This is a genomic window from Streptomyces corynorhini, from assembly GCF_003346515.1.
GTDB classification, from domain to species: domain Bacteria; phylum Actinomycetota; class Actinomycetes; order Streptomycetales; family Streptomycetaceae; genus Streptomyces; species Streptomyces corynorhini.
In genome coordinates this window covers 18,857-42,645 of sequence record NZ_QQNA01000019.1, presented here as the reverse complement: position 1 = coordinate 42,645, position 23,789 = coordinate 18,857, and the positions used below count along the sequence as shown (strand labels likewise).

Here is a 23,789-nt window from a genome sequence, read left to right as displayed (position 1 = left end):
CTCAGAGCCTGTCGGGTGACCTTCGATCGGAAAGCGGACGCGGTCTGGTGCGTGCGATTCCAAGGCGCCGGAGTGTCCTCGTAGCGGAGCTACTAGGGCATTTCGGCAACGCGGGAAGCGTGCGGGCCAGGGCGTGGCCGCCCGATCAGAGGTCACCCGACAGGCTCTCAGGTCCAGGTCGTCGCTCTCGCGCCGCTGCGTGAAGGAGAACCAGTTCCCCGAGTCGTCGCGCAGGATCGCCTCCGTACCGTACGGCCGCTCCCGCGGCGGCTGGACGAACTCGACCCCGCGCGCCCTGAGCCGCTCGTAGTCCCCGCGCACGTCGTCCGTGGCCAGCGCGCCCGCGCCGAGCACTCCCTTGGCGACCAGCTTCCTGACCGCGGCGGCCGACTCCTCGTCCATCGCCGGGGCGCCGGGCACCATGAGGGTCAGCATCAGGTCCGGCTGGTCCGGCGCGCCGACCGTCACCCAGCGCGCCCCGCCCTCGCCCATCGTCATGTCGGCGCGCAGCTCCAGACCCAGCTTCTCGGTGTAGAACTCCTTCGCCCGGTCGTGGTCCAGGACCCAGACCGTGGCGATCGAAAGACCCTTGATCATGGTGTGCTCCCTCGTGGCGGTCCGTGCTCTCCCCCATGACCGATGCTGGCACGCACCACTGACAACGGCTCCCCGGCGCGGTGTACGCCGGGGAGCCGTTGTCAGTCGTACCGAGGTCAGTGCCCTACGGGCGGCGCAGGGGTCACGCGGCCTGGGGGACCTTGCCCTCGGCCGCGGGCGTCTCGCCGGGGCTCTGCGGTCCGCCTCCCCTGAGCGGGACCTCCTTGACGAAGAACGCCGCCACGAAGCCGATCACCGCGATCGCCGCGCCCAGCGTGAACGCCGCGTGCGTACCGGTCGACACCGCGTGCTGGTACGCCTCGCGCGCCACCTCGGGCAGCTTCGCCAGGCTCGCCGCGTCCAGCTGCGCGGACTGCGAGGCGGCGCCCGCCGCGGAGCCGCCGAGCCGGGACATCTCGTCCTGCACCCGGTTGGTGAACAGCGCGCCCATGATCGCCGCTCCGAAGGAGCCGCCGAGCGTACGGAAGAGGGTGGTCGTCGACGAGCCGACGCCCATGTCCTTCATCTCGACGCTGTTCTGCGCGACCAGCATGGTGATCTGCATCAGGAAGCCCATGCCGGCGCCGAGCACCGCCATGTAGAGGCCGGAGGTCAGCCGGGAGGTCTCGGTGTCCATCTGCGCGAGCAGGAACAGCCCGGCGACCATCAGCCCGCTGCCCATGATCGGGAAGATCTTGTACCGGCCCGTGTTGGTGGTGACCCGGCCCGCGACGAACGAGACGACCATCATCGACAGCAGCATCGGCAGGAGCAGCAGCCCCGAGTTGGTGGCCGAGGCGCCCTGGACGGCCTGCTGGTACAGCGGGAGGAAGAGGACCGCGCCGAACATCACGAAGCCGGTCAGGAAGCCGATCACCGACATCAGTGAGAAGTTGCGGTTGTTGAATATGTGCAGCGGCATGATCGGCTCGGCCGTCTGCCGCTGTACGGCGACGAACCCGACGAGCGCGGCGACACCGGCGAAGATCAGCAGCAGGATCGTCGCGGAGTCCCAGGCGTACTCGGAACCGCCCCAGGTGGTGACCAGCACGATCGCGGTGATGCCGACCGTCAGCAGCCCGGCGCCGAGATAGTCGATCTTGGCCTTCGAGCGGTCCTTGGCGGGCAGATGCAGTACGGCGGTGATCATGATCAGCGCCACCGCGCCCAGCGGCAGGTTGATGTAGAAGCTCCAGCGCCAGCCGAGGTGATCGGTGATGGTGCCGCCGACCAGCGGACCGCCGATCATGGCGAGCGCCATGACGCCGGCCATCATGCCCTGGTACTTGCCGCGCTCGCGGGGCGGGATGAGGTCGCCGATGATCGCCATGACACCGACCATCAGACCACCGGCGCCGAGGCCCTGGACGGCCCGGAAGCCGATGAGCTGGCTCATGTCCTGGGCCATGCCGCTGAGCGCGGAGCCGATCAGGAAGACCACGATCGAGGCGAGGAAGACGCCCTTGCGCCCGTAGAGGTCGCCGAGCTTGCCCCAGATCGGGGTGGAGGCGGCGGTCGCCAGGGCGTACGCGGTCACCACCCAGGACAGGTGTGCGAGTCCGCCGAGTTCGCCGACGATCGTCGGCATCGCCGTACCGACGATCATGTTGTCCAGCATGGCCAGCAGCATCGCGATCATCAGCGCGAGCAGCACCACACGTACGCTACGGGGCCGAGGGCCCGTCTCCGGCCCCGCCGGCCCGGTCGGCCCGGCCCCCCCGGCCGCTTTCCCCGGAGTCTCCTCCGCCTGCTTGTCGGTTGTACTCATCTCTCCCACTCCCCTGCCTACCGCCCTGGACTTACTTGCCGCCCGGCAAGCTGACTACACTGGGGGAAGGTAGACCTTTACTTGCCGGGCGTCAAGTAAGTTAAATCCTCGGGAGAGCAGCATGGGCAGCACCCAGCACCCGCGACGGGGCGACACCCGCCAGCGCATCCAGGACGTCGCGCTGGAACTGTTCGCCGAGCAGGGGTACGAGAAGACCTCGCTCCGGGAGATCGCGGAGCGGCTGGACGTCACCAAGGCGGCGCTCTACTACCACTTCAAATCCAAGGAAGACATCATCGTCAGCATCTTCAAGGATCTGACGCGGCCGGTCGACGACCTGGTCGCCTGGGGCCGCGGGCAACCGCGGACCCTGGAGACCAAGCGCGAGGTCCTGCGGCGCTACAGCCGGATGCTGACGGACGCGGCGCCGATGTTCCGCTTCCTCCAGGAGAACCAGGCGAGCCTGCGCGATCTGCGGATCGGCGCGCCCTTCAAGGAGCGCATGGCGGACCTGCGCGAGCTGCTGGAGGAGCCGGACGCGCCCCTGAGCGACCGGGTCCGCTGCCTGAGCGCGCTCTTCACGATCCACGCCGGGATGTTCGCCCTCAAGGACGCCGAAGGAGACCCCGAGGAGAAGCGCGAGGCCGTCCTTGAGGTCTCCTACGAGCTGGTGGACCGCGCGCACGGCGTCACGGGGCGCGGCTCGGAGTGAGCCGCGCGCCGCGGAGACGAGCGGCGCCCCCACGGAAACGAGCCCCACTCCTACGGAGTGGGGCTCGCACCTTCAGCGCGTGCGGGTCACACCTTCACGCCGACCGAGCGCAGGAAGTTGACCGGGTTGACCGCCGAGCCGTAGTTCGGGCTCGTACGGATCTCGAAGTGCAGGTGCGGGCCGCTGGAGTTTCCGGTGTTGCCGGACAGGGCTATCTGCTGGCCCGTCTTGACGGACTGGCCGACCTTCACCTGGACCTTCGAGAGGTGCGCGTACTGCGAGTACGTGCCGTTGCCGTGCTTGACGACGATCGCGTTGCCGTAGGCGGGGCCGTCACCGGCGCCGTTGGGACCGGCCTTGACGACGGTGCCGCCGTGCGCGGCGTGGACGGCCGTACCGATCGGCACCGCGAAGTCCTGGCCGGAGTGCTTGTGCGACCACCTGGAGCCGCCGAGGCCGAAGGTCGCGCTCAGCGTGTACTTCTTGACGGGACCGGTCCAGGTGGCGGCCTTCTTGGCGGCGGCCTTCTTGGCGTCCTTGGCGTCCTGCGCACCGACCGTGGTGACCTGCTGGTGGACGGAGCCGGCGGCGGCCGTGACGGGCGAACCGGAGTGCACGTCGCCACCGCTGGTCGCGGCGAACGCGGATCCGGCCCCTACCGCCATCGACACCCCGAGTCCGGCAGCCAGCACACCGGCACGGGTACGAAGGGCGGACGGGCGGGAGAGACGGGACAGCACACGCTGCGACATACGAGGAGAACCTCCGGGCGTAAAGGGACCCGGCACTCGAAGCACCGGGCTTGCTCCACCTTGGTAACCCGGCCCCTGCCCCATCCCAAAACACCCCATCTACGACATCGCGTCGTAGGAATCACCATGGCCCTCCGCCTCTTGACCCTTCAACCACCTCGGTCGCAGCTCTTGGCGCATATGCCGATCCGGACGCTCCCGGCCCTACGCGAAGGGGTACGCGGCGGCCGACCCACCAGGCCGGGACGGCGGCCGGGCCCTGCCGCCGAGCGCCTCGGGGGCCGTACGGACGAAGGTCACCGCCCAGTGCCGCGGGGGCTGACTATTCCGGCTAGTAGCGCCGAAAACGCCTGTGCGCCTTGTCACGGCCACCGGGTACGAAGCCTGTCCGTTTCGGGACGAAGGTCCTGTCGGAAACGGCGGGTACGGGAGGGCGCGGAACCCTAGGCTCGACCGGACGGCGGCACCGGACGGCGGCACCGCACCACAGGCAGCTCACCGCAGGCACCGCACCGCAGGCACCGCACCGCACGCAGCTCACCCAGGGGGAACACCGCATGACCGCTCAGCCCGACGGCCCTGACGGCAGCGACAGCGGCGACCACGGCTTCGAAGGCATCGAACTCGCCGACGCCATCGCCTCCGTACGCGACCAGCTCCTCGACGCCGCCACCCGCGCCACCGGCCGCCCCCTGGCCTTCGAGGTCGGCGACATCCAGATGGAGTTCACGCTCGAACTCCGCAAGGAGATCAAGGGCGGGCTCAAGGTCAGGGCCTGGGTCGTGGAAGCGGGCGCGGACGGCGCCCGCGTCGGCGGCCACACCCACAAGGTCGCCTTCACGCTGAAGCCGCGGGACGCCCGGACCGGCGCGCCCTGGCGGGTCGGCAACCCGGACCGGGGCAGTACGGCCGGATTCGGCGGCGGGGGACGGTGAGCCTCGCCCGGGTCGTCGCCGTCCTGGGCGGGACCCAGGGCACCGGGGTGCTGCTCACGCCGCGTACCGTACTGACCTGCGCACACGTGGTCACCGACGCCGAGCGGGTGACGATCGCCCATCCCCGCCGCCGGGGCCAGGTGACCGCCGAGGTCCAGTCGATCGACTGGGACCGCGATACGGCCCTGCTCACCGTCGCCGGGGAGATCCTCGACGCGGAACAGCACGCGCCGCTGGGCCGGCTCCGTATCGGCTCGATCGACACCGAGTCACCGCTGCCGCACTGCGGGATCATCGGCTTCCCCGGCATCCAGCGGTACGGGGACGACGGCGCCCTGGAACTCGACCAGTACCGCGCCACCGTCCTCCCGGTGGCGGGCTCGCTCCGCGGCGTGCTGGTCTGCGAGCTGGACCACCCGGCCGCCGCCCGCCACGACGGCGGCTCACCGCTCCGGGGGCTCTCGGGCGCGCCGGTCTTCGCGGGGCCCGTGCTGCTGGGGATCGTGACGGCGATCCCGCGCGGCCGGGCGCATCTGCGGGTGGAGGGGGCGTCGATGGACGGGGTCCTGGACACGCACAGACTCGGCGGCTCGTTCCGTATCGAGCCGGTGACCGACGTCCACCCGCGCGACCGGCGTTTCGAGGAGGGATACGCGAAGGCCGTCAAGGCCCGCTACCGCAAAACGCGTATCTTCGGCATCGACGAACTGGGCACCAACGAGGCCAGCTGGGACCTGGATACGGCGTACCTGAGTCTGGAGGCCGGGCCCCGGGACCGCCTGGCCCAGGACCGGCATGCGGCGTACAGATCCTCCGCCGCCCCGCCCCGCCGGATCGAGGAGCTGCTGGGCAACCGGCCCCGGGCCCTGCTGCGCGGCGAGGCGGGCGCGGGGAAGACCACCCTGGTCTGGTGGCTCGCGGCCCACGCGGCCTGCGGCACGCTGGGCCCCGAACTGGCCGACCTCAACGGCCTGGTGCCGTTCGTGATCCCGCTGCGCACCGTGCACGCGCGGGGCCACGGCATGCCGCGACCGGCCCAACTGGCCTCCGTGGCGCAGGTCCTGACGGACGAGCCGCCACCGGGATGGGTGTGCCGGGTACTGGAGGCCGGCCGGGGCCTCCTGCTGCTCGACGGCGTGGACGAGGTGCCCCCCGCGGAACGCGCGAACGCCCGGCAGTGGCTCGGCGAGGTGCTGGACCTGTACCCGGCCACGCGCTGCCTGGCGACCGTGCGCCCCCTCGCGGTCGAGGCGGACTGGCTGCGCTCCGCGGGGTTCGACGAACTCCAGCTCCTGCCCATGCGGGACGAGGACATCCAGGCGTTCGTGACCGGCTGGCACCGGGCGGCACGGCTCGAATGCGACGCGTACGGGGACGGGCGGCGCGCGGACGCCGAACGCGCCGAACTGGACGGCCTGGAGACGGAACTGCGTTCCCGGTTCAGGCAGAACACCGCCCTGCGCACCCTCGCCCAGACGCCGCTGCTCTGCGCCGTCATCTGCGCCCTGCACCGCCGTCGGGGCGGCCTGCTGCCGGACACCCGCTGGGACCTCTACCGCGCCACGCTCGCGATGCTCCTCGGCAGCCGGGACGCCCAGCGCGGGATCGGCAGCCCCGAGGGCATCACGGTGGGCGCCGAGGAGCACCAGGAGCTGCTGCAGTGCCTCGCGGTCTGGCTGGTACGGGCCGGACGGGCGCAGCTCTCCCGTGAGGACGCGCGGCGGCAGATCGAGGTGGCGCTGCGGCGGCTGCCGAGGGTCGGCACGCAGGGCACGGCGGCCACGGTTCTCACCCATCTGCTCAACCGCACCGGGCTGCTCCAGGAGCGCGCGGACGACGAGATCCAGTTCATCCACCGCACGTTCCAGGACTATCTGGCGGCCCGCGCGCTCATCGAGGGCGGCTCGCTGTCCGAGCTGATCCAGAACGCCCACAACGAGCAGTGGCAGGACACGGTCCTGCTGGCGGTGGGCCACTGCCGGCCGCACGAGGCGCGGAAACTGATCGAGGGTCTGCTCTCCGACGGGGCTGCCTCGTCCTACGGCGGCAGGCGCGCGTCCCTGTATGTCCTCGCGGCGCACTGCCTGCTCGACACGGTCGTGGTGGACGAGGCGGTGAGCGAGCTGGTCGCCGACCGGATCCGTACGCTGCTGCCGCCCCGGGGCAGGGGGCACACGGAGGAACTGGCCTCGCTCGGGGAGCATGTGCTGCCGTTTCTGCCCGAACCGTCCGGGCTCTCCCACGAGGACGCCGAGGAGGTGGCCGAACTCATCTGCGTGGTCGGCGGATCCGCCGCCCTTCCCTACGCGCAGCGGTTCTCCCGGCGCGAGAGCGCCGGGGTACGGGCGATCATCGCGGGGAGCTGGTTCATGTTCCCGATGGAGCGGTACGCCCGCGAGGTGCTGGCCGGTATGTCGCTGACCGGCGTGGTCCTCACCGTGTCCGACCTGGACGAACTGCGCCTCCTCCGCGTTCTGCCGCCCCCGTCGACCGTCGACGTCTTCGTCGGCGCCACCGCCGCGCAACTGCGCGCGTATCTCCCCGCCACGGGATGCGAAGAGCTGAACATCGGCGACAACCCGGTGCTCCGGGACGTGTCCTTCCTCCAGGGGCTCACCGGGCTGCGGAGTCTCAGTATCGCCAGATGCCCCGCTCTGAGGGACCTCTCCGGGCTGGTGAACACCTCGCTCACGGCGCTGGACCTGGAGGTGGGCGCCTTCGGCGAGGCCGAACTCGGCCTGGTACGCCGGATTGCGCACCTGCGGCACGTGACCCTCGACTACGGCCACTCGACTCTGGACCGGCTGCCCACCGCACACCCCGAGGTGATCTTCCTGGGACTGGTCTGCCGGCGCCCGATCGACCTCTCGTCCTTACCGGAGTGGTCCTCGCTCCGGAGACTCCACCTGTCCATCGACTCATGCCTCTGGCTCACCCGTATCGTCCCCGAACCACCCCCCGCGCCCCAGGTCACCTCGCTGACGCTCCACCTCAGGGCGGGGGACCATGACGGGCTGGCCCACCTGCCCGGCCTGTTTCCGTCCCTCACGACTCTCGACATCGTCTCCGAGTCCGCCGAGTCCGCCGAGGCCCGGCCACCGGACCTGACGCCCCTGCGCGCGCACCCCGGGCTGCACGTCACCTTCCGGTCCACGAACTGAACTGCCCCGCCGGTCCCGTACGCGCGAAAAGGGGCTGCCCCGGAACCGTGGGTACGGTCCGGGGCAGCCCCTTCGCACTGCTCAGCGTGGAGCGAGAACGCTCACGCCTCCTTCGTCAGGTTCGGGCCGCCACCCGCCGCCTGCTCGATCGGCGGGGCGTCCGGGAGCGGGGACTTCTCCTCGCCGCGGAAGGTGAACTCCTTGGCGTCACCCTCACCCGTCGTGTCCACGACCACGATGTGACCGGGGCGCAGCTCGCCGAAGAGGATCTTCTCGGAGAGGATGTCCTCGATCGACCGCTGGATCGTCCGGCGCAGCGGCCGGGCGCCCAGGACCGGGTCGTAGCCCTTCTTGGCGAGGAGCGACTTCGCGGACGGGCTCAGCTCCAGGCCCATGTCGCGGTCCTTGAGGCGCTCGTCGACCTTGTCGACCATGAGGTCGACGATCTGGATGATGTCTTCCTCGGTGAGCTGGTGGAAGACGACCGTGTCGTCGACACGGTTGAGGAACTCGGGCCTGAAGTGCTGCTTCAGCTCTTCGTTGACCTTGTTCTTCATCCGCTCGTAGTTCGTCTTGGTGTCGCCCTGGGCGGCGAAGCCCAGGTTGAACCCCTTCGAGATGTCCCGGGTCCCGAGGTTGGTCGTCATGATGATGACCGTGTTCTTGAAGTCCACGACCCGGCCCTGGGAGTCGGTCAGGCGACCGTCCTCCAGGATCTGGAGAAGGGAATTGAAGATATCGGGGTGGGCCTTCTCGACCTCGTCGAAGAGGACGACGGAGAACGGCTTGCGGCGGACCTTCTCGGTGAGCTGGCCGCCCTCCTCGTATCCCACGTATCCGGGGGGAGAACCGAAGAGGCGGGAAACCGTGTGCTTCTCGCTGAACTCCGACATGTCGAGAGCGATCAGCGCGTCCTCGTCGCCGAAGAGGAATTCGGCGAGCGTCTTGGAAAGCTCGGTCTTACCGACGCCGGAAGGACCGGCGAAGATGAACGAGCCGCCGGGGCGCTTGGGGTCCTTCAGACCGGCTCGCGTACGGCGGATCGCCTGCGAGAGCGCCTTGATGGCGTCCTTCTGACCGATGACGCGCTTGTGCAGCTCGTCCTCCATGCGGAGCAGCCGCGAGGACTCCTCCTCGGTGAGCTTGAAGACCGGGATGCCGGTGGCCGTCGCCAGGACCTCGGCGATCAGGTCCTCGTCCACCTCGGCGACGACGTCCATGTCGCCGGCCTTCCACTCCTTCTCCCGCTTGGTCTTCGCGGCCAGCAGCTGCTTCTCCTTGTCGCGGAGCGAGGCTGCCTTCTCGAAGTCCTGGGAGTCGATGGCCGACTCCTTGTCGCGGCGGACACCCGCGATCTTCTCGTCGAACTCGCGGAGGTCCGGCGGCGCGGTCATCCGGCGGATGCGCATCCGGGAACCGGCCTCGTCGATCAGGTCGATCGCCTTGTCCGGCAGGAAGCGGTCCGAGATGTAGCGGTCGGCGAGCGTCGCGGCGGCGACCAGCGCGGAGTCCGTGATGGACACGCGGTGGTGCGCCTCGTAACGGTCGCGCAGGCCCTTGAGGATCTCGATCGTGTGCGGCAGCGACGGCTCCGCGACCTGGATGGGCTGGAAGCGGCGCTCAAGGGCCGCGTCCTTCTCCAGGTGCTTGCGGTACTCGTCAAGGGTCGTCGCACCGATGGTCTGGAGTTCACCGCGGGCCAGCATCGGCTTGAGGATGCTCGCGGCGTCGATCGCGCCCTCGGCGGCGCCGGCACCCACCAGGGTGTGCAGCTCGTCGATGAACAGGATGATGTCGCCGCGGGTGCGGATCTCCTTCAGGACCTTCTTCAGACGCTCCTCGAAGTCACCGCGGTAGCGGGAGCCGGCGACGAGCGCGCCGAGGTCGAGGGTGTAGAGGTGCTTGTCCTTGAGGGTCTCGGGCACCTCGCCCTTGACGATGGCCTGCGCCAGTCCCTCGACGACCGCCGTCTTGCCGACGCCGGGCTCGCCGATGAGGACCGGGTTGTTCTTCGTGCGGCGGGACAGCACCTGCATGACCCGCTCGATCTCCTTCTCGCGCCCGATGACCGGGTCGAGCTTGGATTCACGGGCGGCCTGGGTGAGGTTCCGGCCGAACTGATCGAGGACCAGGGACGTGGAGGGCGTGCCCTCGGCAGGACCGCCCGCTGTGGCGGCCTCCTTGCCCTGGTAGCCGGAGAGCAGCTGGATGACCTGCTGCCGCACCCGGTTGAGATCGGCGCCCAGCTTCACGAGGACCTGGGCGGCGACGCCCTCGCCCTCGCGGATCAGGCCGAGCAGGATGTGCTCCGTGCCGATGTAGTTGTGGCCCAGCTGAAGGGCCTCGCGGAGCGACAGCTCCAGGACCTTCTTGGCACGGGGGGTGAAGGGGATGTGGCCGGACGGGGCCTGCTGCCCCTGCCCGATGATCTCCTCCACCTGCTGGCGGACCGCCTCGAGCGAAATCCCGAGGCTCTCCAGGGCCTTAGCGGCGACACCCTCACCCTCGTGGATCAGGCCCAGGAGGATGTGCTCGGTGCCGATGTAGTTGTGGTTGAGCATCCGGGCTTCTTCCTGAGCCAGGACGACAACCCGCCGCGCGCGGTCGGTGAACCTCTCGAACATCGTTAATCGCTCCTCAGAGCGGTCAGGCAGTAAAGGGGTCGGTCCCCTCCCTGTCCTTCCGCAGCTTAGTCCCGCAAGCGGGGACCGCTCATTCCAACTGCTGACACCTGTCCCAGGCTCTCAGCCCTGAACGTCGGACACCAGCTCCAACCCGATGGTCCGAGACGATGTTCCCGCAGGCCAGGCGGATACCCCTGCCATCAGTACGCCGATGGCGAACGCGCGCCGTCCGAAACCGCGTGTCGTCCCCCTCCCACACGTGCCGCGACCGGCGTGGTCCGGCCCGGCGAGACGCCGTCCATCGGGTGCGATCGCACGGCGGCCGAAGGCCCTGGTAACTGAGCTACCTGGGCTTTTGACCGGCGGGGCGGGCGCGCGCGCTGGACGGTGCGACGGGACGGGTACGGCCGGGAGGGGCACTCGATAATCTCTTACCCGCAAGCACGGACACTCCATGCGGCGCACCCCCGTTCCCTCCGCTACGGGCGAACACCCTTGCGCTCGTGAGCGCTCCCGGACGCCGCCGGAACGGACACGCTGTGCGACGTTCCGGCACCACAGCGTAACTCCGGGTGGGGTTCGGGAGTTGCTCCGGGTATGGCTCCCACTGTCCCGCCGCCCCGCGCCGCGCCCGAAGGCGATCCCGCGCGGTGGTACGAGGAGAAGCTCGGCTGGCCCACGGCGGCGGGGCCGCCGGTCCTGCTGCTCACCGGGGCGCGTTTCGACGCGCTGGAGCTGCCCGCGGACGCCGGGGCCGCGCTGCTGCGGCGCGGCTGTGCCACGGGTCCCGTGGCACTCCAGGGGGGCCGGACGCGCTTCCTGGTGGCCCCGGGGGGCGCGGACGAGCTGCCGGGGCTGCTCGACTGGCTGGAGTGGGGCGGCGTCCCGCTGGGACTGACCGCTCTCGGCACGGACGGGCGCCTGACGGCCCCCGTACCGCCCGGGTGGCGCGGCACCACTGCGCAGGGGGCCGCCGTATGGCTGCGACCCCCCGAGCCAGGACGCGAGGTCGAGGCGACGCTGCCGGCGCTCGTCCCGTTCGGGGGCGGCGGCAGCAGCGGGGGCAGCGGTGGGGGTGCCCCCGATCTCGTACGCCTCGTGGGCGCGGCGGCTCTTGAGTGCCACCGGGCCCGGCTGCTGCGCAGAAATGCGTTTCGTACGAATACTCAGCCGTTGGCCTTCTCGTAGGCTTCCCGGATCTCGGCGGGAACGCGGCCGCGGTCGTTGACGCTGTAGCCGTTCTCCTTGGCCCACTTGCGGATTTCCGCGGTGTCCTTGTTGCCGCCCGCCGCCACCCGGCCCTTGCCGCGGCTGCTCGCGCCTCGGCCACCGGTACGCCGGCCGCCCTTGGTGTACGGATCGAGCAGACCCCGGAGCTTGTCCGCATTGGCGGTCGTGAGGTCGATCTCGTAGGTCTTGCCATCCAGAGCGAACGTGACTGTCTCGTCCGCCTCGCCACCGTCGAGGTCATCGACAAGAAGGACCTGAACCTTCTGTGCCACCGGATTTCCTTTCATCGAAAATGCAGTACGCGGAAAGGAAACCGCTTTTCTCAGGAAAACACAAACCCCCGGCAGTGGTTCAGTGGGGCAGGCGCGAGGGAAACGTGCGCGATTCGGACATAGGGCTCTCGCCGAGTGCGGCGATCACAGGTGCAGAAGCATCCGGCTGTTGCCCAAGGTGTTCGGCTTCACCCGTTCGAGACCGAGGAACTCGGCAACGCCCTCGTCATAGGAACGCAGCAGCTCTCTGTAGACATCTCCGTCGACCGGTGTCTCACCGATCTCCACGAAGCCGCGCTTGGTGAAGAACTCGACTTCGAAGGTGAGGCAAAATACGCGCCGCACTCCGAGCCAGCGGGCCGTCTCCAGCAGCTTGTCCAGAAGAAGATGGCCGACGCCCGCCCCCTTGACCGCGGGATCCACGGCGAGTGTGCGCACTTCGGCGAGGTCTTCCCACATCACGTGAAGGGCGCCGCAGCCGATGACAGTAGCGTCGTCGTCGCGTTCTGCTACCCAGAACTCCTGGATGTCCTCGTAAAGCGTCACCGGTGCTTTGTCGAGCAGGATGCCTTCACTGACGTAAGGGTCGACAAGACGGCGGACCGCCGGAACATCCCTGGTCCTGGCCCGGCGGACGGTGAGGGCATTTGCTTCGGCATTGGGAACCGGATGGGCTGTGGACATGGCTGGACGCTATCGCCCCGTCCCGTCCGGCTCACCGGCGCCCTCGGCCCGCTCTTCCCGCGCGTCTTCCGGGCGGGCGCGGACCATACGGACGGCATCCTCCAGCGAGGTCCGCTGCTCCGGCGACATCATGCCGAAGAAGGCCACCAGCGCCGCCGCCGGGTTGTCGCTCTTCGACCACGCCTCGTTCATGAGTGCGGCGGCGTAGGCGGCACGGGTGGAGACGGCCGTATATCGATAGGCGCGTCCGTCGACTTCCCTGCGGACCCAGCCCTTCTGATGGAGATTGTCCATTACGGTCATGACGGTGGTGTAGGCGATGGACCGCTCCCGTTGAAGGTCTTCCAGGACTTCCCGGACAGTGACCGGTCGGTTCCATTGCCAGACGCGGGTCATGACGGCGTCTTCCAGGTCTCCCAATTGACGGGGCACAGCGCCACCCTAGTGCGAGATGTCCGAATGGCCGGTTATTGACGTAACAAAAAGGACGTACGACGGGGAGTCAGTCGTACGTCCAGGTCATACGTTCGGCGCGAGGGGCCGCTCAGGCGCCGCGCGCGTCCGGGGCGGGGCCGCCCTGGCGCCGCTCGGCCTCCGCGCGGGAGAACGCCGCGTCGACGGCGGCGTCCTCCTTGAACTTGTTGGGGCCGCCCTGGCTCTTGACGATCGTCACGACCAGGCCGATGAAGAAGCCGGCCATCACCACGGGCGGCAGAAGCGCGGATACGTAGTCCATGGCGCCCAGCGTAGCTATCCGGCGGCCAGCCGCTCCGGCGGGGGCGTGGGGCGGCGGCGTGGCGGGAAGACCTCGGACGGCTTGGGCATGGGCCGGCCGGGCGCCGGGGGCTTCGGCGAGGCGGGCTCGCGGGGCTCGGCGGGGCGCTGGGGCTCCTTGGGGCGCCGTGGCTCGTCGGCGGCCCGGCCGCCCGGGATCGACAGCAGCCGGGTACGGGGCGCGGGAGCCGCGTGGACGGCGTGGACGGCGTGGGCCTCGGCGGACACCCGGCCGGCCAGCCGGGCGCGCACCGACCGCTCGGCGCGGATCCGGCAGCGCTCCAGGAGCGCCGCGGCGGCCGGGCTGCCGCGCAGGGCGCGCAGCGCGGCGAGGTCGTCGGGCAGCGGCACGTACCCGGCGGCCAGGGCGTCCTGGAGCAGCTCCAGATAGCCCGTGAGCGAGCCGGGGAGGGCCTGGCGGTACCTGGCGAGGTCGGCCAGGAGAAAGTCCCGCAGCCGCCCGGCCTCGTGCATCGCCTCGTCCACGGACTCGGCGAGCCGCAGACATGCCTGGATGTCCCCGTCCGGGAGCGGGGTGGGATGGAGGGCAACGGCGAGGGCACGTCGGAGCACACGCAGCTCGTCGGTGCCGAAGGCCATGCCGCCGCGGGATCCGTATGGCGTGGGCATGCGGCGACAGTACGCGCCAAAGGGACAAAATCCTCTTAACGCCTCTCCGCTGGCGCGGCCCGCGCCGCCGAACGGATGACGGCGGCGCGGTCGCCCGCCCGCCGGGGCGGGTGCCGGAGTACCAGGCGGACGGGCGGGGACCGGGCGGGCGCCGGGCGGGGGGGCCTGGCGCTACATGCGTGAGACGTTGCGCTCGTACACCAGCCGCAGTCCGATCAGGGTCAGCCAGGGCTCGTGCTCGTCGATCACGGACGCCTCGCCGAGGACCATGGGGGCGAGGCCGCCCGTCGCGATCACCGTGACGTCCTCGGGGTCGTCGGCCAGCTCCTGGGCCATCCGGGTCACCACGCCGTCGACCTGTCCCGCGAAGCCGTAGAGGATGCCCGACTGCATCGCCTCGACCGTGTTCTTGCCGATGACGCTGCGCGGCCGGGCCAGCTCGATCTTGCGGAGCTGGGCGCCCTTGACGCCGAGGGCCTCGACCGAGATCTCGATGCCGGGGGCGATGACGCCGCCCGTGTACTCGCCGCGCGCGCTGACCGCGTCGAAGGTCGTCGCCGTACCGAAGTCGACGACGATCGCCGGGCCGCCGTACAGCTCGACGGCGGCGACGGCGTTGATGATGCGGTCGGCGCCGACCTCCTTGGGGTTGTCCATGAGGATCGGCACGCCGGTCTTGATGCCGGGCTCCACGAGGACGGCGGGGACGTCGCCGTAGTAGCGGCGGGTCACCTCGCGCAGCTCGTGCAGGACGGAGGGGACGGTCGAGCAGATCGCGATGCCCTCGATGCCGTCGCCCAGTTCGTCGCCGAGCAGCGGGTGCATGCCCATCAGGCCCTGCAGGAGCACGGCGAGTTCGTCGGCGGTGCGCCGGGCGTCGGTGGAGATGCGCCAGTGCTCGACGATCTCCTCGCCGTCGAACAGGCCGAGGACCGTGTGGGTGTTGCCAACGTCGATGGTGAGCAGCATCAGGCGTCCGCCTCGGCGGCCCCGGCCGTCCCGGCGGCCTCGCGCAGGTCCAGGCCGATGTCGAGGATCGGCGAGGAGTGCGTCAGCGCGCCGACGGCGAGGAAGTCCACGCCGGTCCGCGCGTACGCGCGCGCGCTGTCGAGGGAGAGCCGGCCGGAGGACTCCAGGACGGCCCGGCCCGCGACGACGGCCACGGCCTCGGCGGTCCGCTCCGGGGTGAAGTTGTCCAGCAGGATCAGGTCGGCACCGGCCTCCAGCACCTCGTGGACCTGCTGGAGGGTGTCGACCTCCACCTCGACCGTCACGTCGGGGAACCGCGCGCGTACGGCCTTGAACGCCTGCGCGACGCCGCCCGCCGCCACGACGTGGTTGTCCTTGACCAGGGCCGCGTCCGAGAGCGACATGCGGTGGTTGACGCCGCCCCCGCAGCGCACCGCGTACTTCTCCAGGGTGCGCAGCCCTGGGGTGGTCTTGCGGGTGTCGCGGACCTTGGCGCCGGTGCCTTCGAGGGCGTCGGCCCACGCGCGCGTGGCGGTCGCGATGCCGGAGAGTCGGCACAGCAGGTTGAGGGCGCTGCGCTCGGCGGTGAGCAGGTCGCGGGTGCGGGTGGTCACGCTCAGCAGCTTCTGGCCCGCCTCGACGCGGTCGCCGTCCAGGACGTGCCGCTCGACCTCGAACGCCTCCGTACAGACGAGGGAGAGCACGGCCTCGGCGATGTGCAGTCCGGCGACCGTGCCGCTCTCGCGGGCGGTGAAGTCGCCGGTGGCGACGGCGTCGTCGGGGACGGTGGCGGCCGAGGTGATGTCCTCGCCGCCGTCGAGGTCCTCCTCCACCGCGACGTGCGCGATGTCCTCCACCAGGACGGGGTCGAGTCCGGCGTCGGCGAGGAGCTGGGCGAGGGCCGGGTCGAGGCCGCACTCCAGACCGGCTCCGTCCGCGTCGTCGCCCGCCGCGCAGCCGCAGCCGTCACCGCAGCCGCCCGCCTCGGCCGGTGCGGCGGCGGGGGCGCCGATCTGGATGAGCGGTACGTCCACGGGCTCGGGGCGTGGACTGACTTCGTGCGTGCTCACGGTTACGGCTCCCTGGGGGCGTCGGCGGGGGGCTGGGGCAGGTCGGTGGGGATGAGTACGGGGCTGACGGGCGGGAAGCCCGCCGTGCCGGTACGGCCGAGCACCAGGCGGCGCTCGGGCGTCAGCCGGACGACGAGGTGGCGGCGCCAGTCGGTGTCGTCGCGCTCGGGGTGGTCCTCGCGCCAGTGGCAGCCGCGGGTCTCCTCGCGCTCCAGCGCGGCCGCGGCCAGGACGCGCGCGACGCAGAGCAGGTTGGTGGTCTCCCAGGAGTCGACACCGGGCACGGCGGCCTTGGCGCCGGGCGCCAGGGGTTCGTACGCGGCCGACTCCACGGTCTCCAGGGCGCGCGCGGCCTCCTCCAGGCTGCGCGCCGAGCGCAGGACGCCCGCGCCCATGGACATGATCCGCTGGATCACGGGGCGTGCCTCGGGGGCGATGAGCGGCAGTCCGTCGACGTTCTCCGCGGCCTCGGGCGCGTTTTCCGCGGCCTCTGTAAGAGGGCCGTGTTCCGCCGGGCCGTGTTCCGCCGGGCCGTGTTCCGCCGGGCCGGGGCGCCGCGACGCGACGATGTCCGCCGCGATGCGCTCCGCGAAGACCAGGCCCTCCAGCAGGGAGTTGGAGGCCAGCCGGTTGGCTCCGTGCACGCCCGTGCAGGCGGCCTCGCCGCTCGCGTACAGCCCGGGGACCGTGGTCCGGCCGCGCAGGTCCGTACGGATGCCGCCCGAGGCGTAGTGGGCGGCGGGCGCCACCGGGACGGGCTCGGTGACCGGGTCGATGCCGTGGGAGCGGCAGGCGGCCAGGATGGTCGGGAAGCGGCTCTCCCACATGGCGGCGCCGAAGTGCCTGGCGTCCAGATACATGTGATCGGCGCCCCGCTCGCGCATCCTGCGCACGATCGCCTTGGCGACGATGTCGCGCGGCGCCAGCTCCGCCAGCTCGTGCCGGCCGAGCATGAAGCGGACCCCGTCGGCGTCCACGAGGTGGGCGCCCTCTCCCCGTACCGCCTCGGAGACGAGCGGCTGCTGGCCCTCGGCGCCGCTGCCCAGGAAGAGCACCGTCGGGTGGAACTGGACGAACTCCAGGTCGGAGATCTCGGCGCCGGCCCGCAGCGCGAGCGCCACACCGTCGCCGGTGGAGACGGCGGGGTTGGTCGTCGCGGAGAAGACCTGGCCGATGCCGCCGGTGGCGAGGACCACGGCGGGCGCGTGGACGGCGCCGACGCCGTCGTGCTGGCCCTCGCCCATCACATGGAGCGTGACGCCCGACGTACGGCCGTGCGCGTCCGTCAGGAGGTCGAGGACGAGCGCGTTCTCCACGGTGCGCAGCGCGGCGGCGCGGACCGCCTCGACCAGGGCCCGGGAGATCTCGGCGCCGGTGGCGTCGCCGCCCGCGTGGGCTATGCGGCGCCGGTGGTGGCCGCCTTCGCGGGTCAGCTCCAGCTCTCCGGTGGCGGAGGTGTCGAAGTGGGCGCCGGTGTCGATCAGCCGGCGCACGGCAGCGGGGCCCTCGGTGACCAGGGCGCGCACGGCGTCCTCGTCGCAGAGGCCCACGCCCGCGACGAGCGTGTCGGCGAGGTGCTGTTCGGGGGTGTCGCCCTCACCGAGGGCGGCGGCGATGCCGCCCTGTGCCCAGCGCGTGGAGCCGTCGTCGAGCCTCGCCTTGGTGACGACGACGGTACGCAGTCCGGCGGCGGTGCAGCGCAGGGCCGTGGTGAGACCGGCGACGCCGGAGCCCACCACGACGACATCGGCGTCGATCGCCCAGCCGGGGGCGGGGGCGGACAGCCGTATTCCGGTTCCGTTCGCCGGTCCGGTCATTGGGGCGCTCCAAGTCTCAGGGTGATGTTGTCGATCAGCCGGGTGGTGCCGACGCGCGCGGCGACGGCGAGGACCGCGTCGCCGGTGTGGCCGTCGGGGACCTCGGTGAAGTCGCCGGGGTCGACGAGCGCCAGATAGTCGAGCGTCAGCGGCGGCAGCGCGCCGCGCGCCGCGTCGAGCACGGCGCGGGCGGCGGCCCGTACGGCGTCGGCGCCGCGCGCGCCGCGGGCGTCGGGCAGATCACGGGCGTCGGCGTCGCGGGCCGCGAACAGCACCCGGGAGAGGGCCAGGGCGGTGTGGCGTTCGGCCGGGGAGAGATAGCGGTTGCGGCTGGAGAGCGCGAGACCGTCCTCCTCGCGCACCGTCGGTACGCCGACGATCTCGACCGGGAAGTTCAGATCGCGGACCATCCGGCGGACCAGGGCCAGCTGCTGGGCGTCCTTGGTGCCGAAGAACGAGGCGTCGGCGCGGGTGAGGTGCAGCAGCTTGCCGACGACGGTGAGCATCCCGTCGAAGTGGCCGGGGCGCGAGGCGCCTTCGAGGCGCTCGCCCATGGGCCCGGCCGCGAGCGTCACCAGGGGCGCCCCGTCCGGGTAGACCTCTTCGGTGGACGGGGCGAAGACGGCGTCGGCCCCCGCCTTCCCTGCCACCTCCAGATCGGCGTCCAGGGTGCGCGGATAGCGGTCGAGGTCCTCCCCCGCGCCGAACTGGAGCGGGTTGACGAAGACGGTGACCACGACGAACCCGTCCGGTCCGACGTGGGCGCGCGCCGCCCGTACGAGCGCCGCGTGGCCCTCGTGGAGCGCGCCCATGGTGAGCACGGCGGCGGTACGGGCCGGGGCGGTACCGCCGGGGGCGGCGCGCCGCTGCGGGAGCTTGTCGAGATCGGCGCGGGAGGTGGCGAGGGCGAGGCTCATCGGGCGCCCCCCGTGCCGCCTCCGCGCGGGTCGCCGAGGCTGTCGCCGGCCGCGAGGACGCCGAGGAGGTCCTCGGCCAGCTCGGGCTTGAGCAGCCCGTGCGCGAGCGCCCGGTCGGCGGTGGTGCGGGCCATCGCCAGATATCCGGCGACGGCGCCGGGCGCGTGCGCGCGCAACTCCGCCACGTGCGCCGCGACCGTACCCGCGTCGCCGCGCGCGACCGGCCCGGTGAGCGCGGCGTCGCCGGAGCGCAGCGCGTTGTCCAGGGCGGCGCCGAGCAGCGGGCCGAGCATCCGGTCGGGGGCGGCGACCCCGGCCGTACGGAGCAGCTCCATGGCCTGGGCGACCAGGGTGACCAGGTGGTTCGCGCCCAGGGCCAGGGCGGCGTGGTAGAGCGGACGGGACTCCTCCGCGATCCACTCCGGCTCGCCGCCCATCTCGATGACGAGCGCCTCCGCGGCCAGCCGCAGCTCCTCGGGCGCGGTGACGCCGAACGAGCAGCCCGCCAGCCGCTGGACGTCCACCGGGCTGCCGGTGAAGGTCATGGCCGGGTGGAGGGCGAGGGGCAGGGCCCCGGCGCGCAGGGCCGGTTCGAGGACCTTGACGCCGTACCGCCCCGAGGTGTGCACGAGCAGCTGTCCCGGCCGTACGGCACCGGTCTCCGCGAGGCCCTCGACCAGCCCCGGCAGCGCGTCGTCGGGGACGGTCAGCAGCACCAGGTCGGCGCGGGCGAGCACGTCGGCGGGGGTGACCAGCGGCACGCCGGGCAGCAGCACGCCCGCTCTGCGCACCGAGGCGTCGGAGACCCCGGACACGGCGACGGGGTGGTGCCCGGCCTGCCGCAGCGACGCGGCGAGGGCGGGGCCCACCCGGCCGGCGCCGACGACACCGACGCCGAGCCGGGCGGGGCGGTCCCGGGGATCGAAGGGAGCCTGGGGTGGTGGGTTCACGCGGCGGGGCCTTCCGTTCCAGTCCGCAGGGGGTACCGGACGATTTCTCGCCATGCTACGCCAGCGTTTCCACCAGCCACCGGGTTGTCCACAGCCTGTGGGCCGCCCTCCCCCGGCCTGCCGCGACCGCCCGGGACGCGCTCAGTGCGCGCCGGGCGCGGGCGGTCGGCGGCGCGGGCGGCGGAGCAGCCGGGCCAGCGCGGCCGGCGCCGCCCACGCGCCGCCGCCGGTGCCGGGCGCGGGCGTCTCGACGGCGCGCAGCAGCCGGTACTCGCGGATCGTGCGCAGCGTCTCCCGGTCGTACCGGCCGGGAGACGGCGGGACCGGCTCGCCCCGGAGGGTGGCGCGGTAGCTGTCGAGCATGTGCTGCTGAATGGCGTCCATGCGCCAACCCTGCGCCGGGCACCCGGCTCCGGGCGTCCCGATTGACGGGCGCCGTCAATCGAGGCGCCCGTTGTCAGTGGGGGGAGGCAGCATGGAGGACATGAGCGTGTTCATCGACATCACCGGGCTGCCCCAGGAGCGGATCTCGTTCGCCCCCTCCCCGCTGGCCGAGCTGGCGGCGGCCCTGCACGCGCTGTCCGAGCCCGGCCACCACGCCAGGCTGCACGGCTGGACCACCGCCACCGCCGCCTCCCTCAAGCCCGAGCTGGCCGACCGGCTGCACGAGGCGGACTTCCTGTGGCGTGCCGCCCGCGCCGACATCCTGCTGCCTCCCACGCCGCGCGAGACCCTCGCCGAGGAGCTGGACGACCTCGACCGGATGGACGACGAGCGGTACGTCGCCGCCGCGATGGAGATCTCCTGCGCCAGCCGGTACGGGGAGGGCATCGCGTCGCCGCTCGTCGACGCGGCCGTGCGCAAGCGCGCCCTGGAGCTGGCGGCGGCCAGGGGCCCGCGTCAGGCGGCCTTCGCCCGTCGCATGCTCGACGACCCGCCCGCCGTCAGGGCGTGGATACGGCGGCTGTTCGAGGAGTGCGACGAGGTGTTCTTCGCGGACACCTGGCGGCGCGTGCGGGTGCAGCTCGCCGCCGACGCCCGCCACAAGACGGAGCTGCTGCGCCGTCAGGGGCTCGCCGAAGCGATGGCGGCGGTCTCCCCCGCGGTCACGGTCGAGCGGGACGGTCCACGCACGCGGATCGTCGTGGACAAGCTCGGCCACGGCCGGACGACCGCCTTCGAAGCCGACTCGGGCTCGGGATCCGGCTCGGGATCCGGCTCGGGATCCGGCGCAGGCGTGACGCTGCTGCCCACCGCCTTCGGGTGGCCGCACCTGATCGCGCTGCACGCCCCGGGCTGGCAGCCCGTCGTCCAGTACCCGGTCTCCGGCCGCGAACTGGCCGGCGCCAGCACCCCGGTCGACACCGTCAAGCTGCGCCTGGAGGCCGTCGCCCACCCGCAGCGGATGCGGCTCTGCCGCTACCTCGCGCGGGGCGCGTACACGACGGGCGAGCTGGCCGACGCGAACGGGATCACCGCACCCGAGGTCTCCCGGCACCTCGCCGTGCTGCGCAAGGCGGGGCTGCTGACGACGCAGCGGCGCGGCCGCTACGTACTGCACCAGCTGGACGTCGCCGTGGTGGCGCGGCTCGGCAGCGACTTCCTGGAGGGGATGCTGCGCTGAACGGACCGTACGTGTCCGGCTCCGGCCACGGCCCGGCCACGGCCCGGTCACGCGCCCGGCGAGCGACGGGAGAGCGGCAGGCGGGCGAGCGGCGGGCGAGACGGGCCGCTCAGAGCCCCGGGTTGCCCCCGGCGCGCACCAGCCCGGTCTCGTAGGCGAGGACCACGACCTGGACGCGGTCGCGCAGGCCGAGTTTGGTGAGGATCCGGCCGACATGCGTCTTCACGGTCGCCTCGGAGAGCACCAGCCGGCCCGCGATCTCGCCGTTCGACAGCCCCTGCGCGACCAGCAGCAGCACTTCGCTCTCGCGGCTGGTCAGCCGGTCCAGCTCCTTGTTCCGCGGCTGCGCGCCGCCCGGCAGCATCGGTGAGAAGCGGTCCAGGAGCCGACGCGTGGTGGACGGGGCGACGACCGCGTCGCCGCTGTGCACCGCGCGGATCGCGCTCAGCAGCTCGCCCGGCGGGACGTCCTTCAGCATGAACCCGCTGGCGCCCGCCTTGAGACCGGAGAACGCGTACTCGTCGAGGTCGAAGGTGGTCAGGATCAGCACTCTGGGGGCGCCGGGCTGGGCGCAGATCCGGCGGGTGGCCTCGACGCCGTCCAGCCGGGGCATGCGCACGTCCATCAGGACGACGTCCACCTTGGTGGAGCGGAGCGTCTCGATGGCCTCGGCGCCGTTGCCTGCCTCGGCGACGACATCCATGTCCGGCTGCGCGGCCAGCACCATACGGAAACCGGTGCGCAGAAGTACCTGATCGTCGACGAGCATCACGCGAATCGACATATGGGGGGGTCCTTGTCCAGTAGGCCGAGCGGAACGGGGAAGAAGGCGGGGGACGTACGGCGGAGAAGGGACGGACGGCGGAGGAGAGGCGGACGGCGGAGGAGAGGCGGACGGCGGAGCGGAAGGGGCGCGACAGCCGGATGGGACCGGGGACGGACGGCGACGGCGACCGGACGGCTCGCGCTCAGTCCGCGGGCTTCAGCGGCAGCAGCGCGCTGATCCGGAATCCGCCGCCGGGCCGCGGCCCGGCGTCCAGCGTGCCGCCGACCATACCGACCCGCTCCCGCATCCCGATCATCCCGTGCCCGCGGCCGTCCGCCCCACCGTCCACGTACAGCTCCTGGGCCGCGCCCCGGCCGTCGTCCTCCACCAGCAGCCCCAGTCCGTCGTCGAAGTAGACGAGCCGCACGCTGGCGCCGACATCGGGACCGCCGTGCTTGCGGCTGTTGGTGAGCGCCTCCTGCACGATGCGGTACGCCGTCAGCTCGACGCCGCTGGGCAGCGGGCGGGCGGTGCCCTCGACGCGGAAGTCCACGGCGAGACCGGCCTCGCGCACCTTCTCGATCAGCTCCTCGATCTGGCCCACATCGGGCTGCGGCACGTACTCGCCGCTCTCCTTGGCATCGCCGGTCCGCAGCACCCCGAGCAGTCGGCGCATCTCGGCGAGCGCCTGGCGGCCCGTGCTCGAAATGGTCTCCAGCGCCTGTTTCGCCTGGTCGGGCGCGGCATCCAGGACGTAGGCGGCACCGTCGGCCTGGACCACCATCACCGAGACGTTGTGCGCGACGACATCGTGCAGCTCACGGGCGATCCTGGCGCGCTCGGCGGCGACCGCCACCTTGGCCTGTGCCTCGCGCTCCTTCTCCAGCCGGGTGGCGCGCTCCTCCAGCTGCTCCAGGTAGGCGCGCCGGGTCCTGATCGAGTCGCCGAGCACCCAGGCGAGGACGAAGGGCACGGCCAGCACCACCGCGGCGAAGAACCGGCCCGGCACCCCGTCGTCACCCGACGGCCAGCGCAGCTGGGACAGCGGCGCGGCGAGCAGCCCGCCGATCAGCGCGAACCGGGAGGCCCAGCGCGGGCCGCCCTCCGAGGCGACGGTGTAGATGATCACCAGCATCGCGAAGTCCGCCGGGTTGACATCCACGTCCAGCACGAGCTGCGCGACGCCCACGGCCGTCACCAGGAGCAGGATCTTGGCGGGCGCGCGACGGCGCAGCGCCACCGACAGGCTCAGCAGCAGAACGGCCGCCATCGCCACCAGCCGGGGCGCGACGCCGAGGTTCGTCTGGACCGCCCACAACAGGGAGAACCCGAAGAGGAGGACAGCCAGAAAACTGTCGACACTCGTCGGGTGTCTGCGGAGGAAGTCGTAGAAGCGCTGCACGTAACCCAGCGTAGGGAGGCGGAGACGGCGGACGGGTCAACCGGAGGGTCGATCCGGTCGGCGGAAGCGTACTCCCCAAGGTGGAGACTTGGCGTCGTGGTGGATGATGTGACGCACGAGACGGACAGGGCGCGG

Annotated in this window: 21 protein-coding genes and 1 pseudogene; 5 read left to right on the top strand and 17 right to left on the bottom strand. The window is 71.8% G+C overall.

The window, feature by feature from the left end:
- Nucleotides 1-174: 174 nt before the first annotated feature.
- A pseudogene (locus tag DVH02_RS03455) lies at nt 175-597 on the bottom strand (VOC family protein); the annotation flags it as partial.
- A 142-nt stretch (nt 598-739) separates the two neighbouring features.
- Nucleotides 740-2,365, bottom strand: coding sequence for an MDR family MFS transporter (locus tag DVH02_RS03450; protein ID WP_114622171.1), 1,626 nt, complete (start codon nt 2,363-2,365; stop codon nt 740-742).
- Between the two features lie 121 nt (nt 2,366-2,486).
- On the opposite strand from DVH02_RS03450, the gene DVH02_RS03445 reads away from it, so the two are divergent.
- The gene (locus DVH02_RS03445; RefSeq protein ID WP_114622170.1) at nt 2,487-3,077 is read left to right on the top strand and encodes a TetR/AcrR family transcriptional regulator; all 591 of its coding nucleotides are present in this window, start codon (nt 2,487-2,489) and stop codon (nt 3,075-3,077) included.
- An 86-nt stretch (nt 3,078-3,163) separates the two neighbouring features.
- Here the strand turns inward: DVH02_RS03445 and DVH02_RS03440 are convergent, their stop codons facing one another.
- The gene (locus DVH02_RS03440) at nt 3,164-3,829 is read right to left on the bottom strand and encodes a M23 family metallopeptidase (protein WP_114622169.1); all 666 of its coding nucleotides are present in this window, start codon (nt 3,827-3,829) and stop codon (nt 3,164-3,166) included.
- A 557-nt stretch (nt 3,830-4,386) separates the two neighbouring features.
- Between DVH02_RS03440 and DVH02_RS03435 the strand changes: the two genes are divergently transcribed.
- Both DVH02_RS03435 and DVH02_RS03430 read left to right on the top strand, forming a co-directional pair.
- Nucleotides 4,387-4,764, top strand: a complete 378-nt coding sequence (locus DVH02_RS03435; RefSeq protein ID WP_114622168.1) for a trypco2 family protein — start codon at nt 4,387-4,389, stop codon at nt 4,762-4,764.
- Nucleotides 4,761-7,925: a serine protease gene (locus DVH02_RS03430; RefSeq protein ID WP_114622167.1), complete on the top strand. Its 3,165-nt coding sequence runs from the start codon at nt 4,761-4,763 to the stop codon at nt 7,923-7,925. The genes DVH02_RS03435 and DVH02_RS03430 overlap by 4 nt, the downstream gene beginning before the upstream one ends.
- A 101-nt stretch (nt 7,926-8,026) precedes the next feature.
- On the opposite strand, the gene DVH02_RS03425 is transcribed toward DVH02_RS03430, so the two are convergent.
- Nucleotides 8,027-10,549: an ATP-dependent Clp protease ATP-binding subunit gene (locus DVH02_RS03425; RefSeq protein WP_114622166.1), complete on the bottom strand. Its 2,523-nt coding sequence runs from the start codon at nt 10,547-10,549 to the stop codon at nt 8,027-8,029.
- 597 nt (nt 10,550-11,146) lie between these two features.
- Between DVH02_RS03425 and DVH02_RS03415 the strand changes: the two genes are divergently transcribed.
- A complete protein-coding gene (locus DVH02_RS03415; RefSeq protein ID WP_114622165.1) occupies nt 11,147-11,737 on the top strand; it encodes an SCO3374 family protein in 591 nt (196 codons plus the stop codon).
- Here the strand turns inward: DVH02_RS03415 and DVH02_RS03410 are convergent.
- The 11 genes from DVH02_RS03410 to DVH02_RS03360 form a co-directional block, all read right to left on the bottom strand.
- A complete protein-coding gene (locus tag DVH02_RS03410; protein WP_114622164.1) occupies nt 11,716-12,051 on the bottom strand; it encodes a histone-like nucleoid-structuring protein Lsr2 in 336 nt (111 codons plus the stop codon). The genes DVH02_RS03415 and DVH02_RS03410 overlap by 22 nt on opposite strands.
- A gap of 144 nt (nt 12,052-12,195) precedes the next feature.
- The gene (locus tag DVH02_RS03405) at nt 12,196-12,735 is read right to left on the bottom strand and encodes an amino-acid N-acetyltransferase (protein WP_114622163.1); all 540 of its coding nucleotides are present in this window, start codon (nt 12,733-12,735) and stop codon (nt 12,196-12,198) included.
- 9 nt (nt 12,736-12,744) lie between these two features.
- On the bottom strand, nt 12,745-13,167 hold the full coding sequence (locus DVH02_RS03400; protein ID WP_114622162.1) for a BlaI/MecI/CopY family transcriptional regulator: 423 nt from the start codon (nt 13,165-13,167) through the stop codon (nt 12,745-12,747).
- 112 nt (nt 13,168-13,279) lie between these two features.
- Complete coding sequence (locus DVH02_RS03395; protein ID WP_114622161.1) at nt 13,280-13,471, bottom strand: hypothetical protein; 192 nt, start codon at nt 13,469-13,471, stop codon at nt 13,280-13,282.
- Nucleotides 13,472-13,485: 14 nt separating this feature from the next.
- The gene (locus DVH02_RS03390; RefSeq protein ID WP_114622160.1) at nt 13,486-14,109 is read right to left on the bottom strand and encodes a hypothetical protein; all 624 of its coding nucleotides are present in this window, start codon (nt 14,107-14,109) and stop codon (nt 13,486-13,488) included.
- Nucleotides 14,110-14,310: 201 nt separating this feature from the next.
- Nucleotides 14,311-15,108, bottom strand: coding sequence for a type III pantothenate kinase (locus tag DVH02_RS03385; protein ID WP_114622159.1), 798 nt, complete (start codon nt 15,106-15,108; stop codon nt 14,311-14,313).
- Nucleotides 15,108-16,178: a carboxylating nicotinate-nucleotide diphosphorylase gene (nadC, locus tag DVH02_RS03380; RefSeq protein ID WP_114622158.1), complete on the bottom strand. Its 1,071-nt coding sequence runs from the start codon at nt 16,176-16,178 to the stop codon at nt 15,108-15,110. The genes DVH02_RS03385 and nadC overlap by 1 nt, the downstream gene beginning before the upstream one ends.
- Nucleotides 16,179-16,180: 2 nt before the next feature.
- Nucleotides 16,181-17,995, bottom strand: a complete 1,815-nt coding sequence (locus DVH02_RS03375) for an L-aspartate oxidase (RefSeq protein ID WP_114622157.1) — start codon at nt 17,993-17,995, stop codon at nt 16,181-16,183.
- The gene (panC, locus tag DVH02_RS03370) at nt 17,992-18,912 is read right to left on the bottom strand and encodes a pantoate--beta-alanine ligase (protein ID WP_114622156.1); all 921 of its coding nucleotides are present in this window, start codon (nt 18,910-18,912) and stop codon (nt 17,992-17,994) included. Before panC ends, DVH02_RS03375 begins: the two co-directional genes overlap by 4 nt.
- Nucleotides 18,909-19,916, bottom strand: a complete 1,008-nt coding sequence (locus tag DVH02_RS03365; RefSeq protein WP_233518016.1) for a Rossmann-like and DUF2520 domain-containing protein — start codon at nt 19,914-19,916, stop codon at nt 18,909-18,911. Before DVH02_RS03365 ends, panC begins: the two co-directional genes overlap by 4 nt.
- An 87-nt stretch (nt 19,917-20,003) precedes the next feature.
- Nucleotides 20,004-20,246 (bottom strand): hypothetical protein, encoded by a 243-nt coding sequence (locus tag DVH02_RS03360; protein ID WP_114622154.1) that lies wholly within the window; start codon nt 20,244-20,246, stop codon nt 20,004-20,006.
- 100 nt (nt 20,247-20,346) lie between these two features.
- Here DVH02_RS03360 and DVH02_RS03355 point away from each other — a divergent pair, with 100 nt between their 5' ends.
- A complete protein-coding gene (locus DVH02_RS03355) occupies nt 20,347-21,486 on the top strand; it encodes a DUF5937 family protein (protein WP_114622175.1) in 1,140 nt (379 codons plus the stop codon).
- 109 nt (nt 21,487-21,595) lie between these two features.
- Here the strand turns inward: DVH02_RS03355 and DVH02_RS03350 are convergent, their stop codons facing one another.
- Both DVH02_RS03350 and DVH02_RS03345 read right to left on the bottom strand, forming a co-directional pair.
- Nucleotides 21,596-22,270, bottom strand: coding sequence for a response regulator (locus DVH02_RS03350; protein WP_114622153.1), 675 nt, complete (start codon nt 22,268-22,270; stop codon nt 21,596-21,598).
- A gap of 184 nt (nt 22,271-22,454) precedes the next feature.
- Nucleotides 22,455-23,654, bottom strand: coding sequence for a sensor histidine kinase (locus DVH02_RS03345; protein ID WP_114622152.1), 1,200 nt, complete (start codon nt 23,652-23,654; stop codon nt 22,455-22,457).
- Between the last annotated feature and the right edge of the window lie 135 nt (nt 23,655-23,789).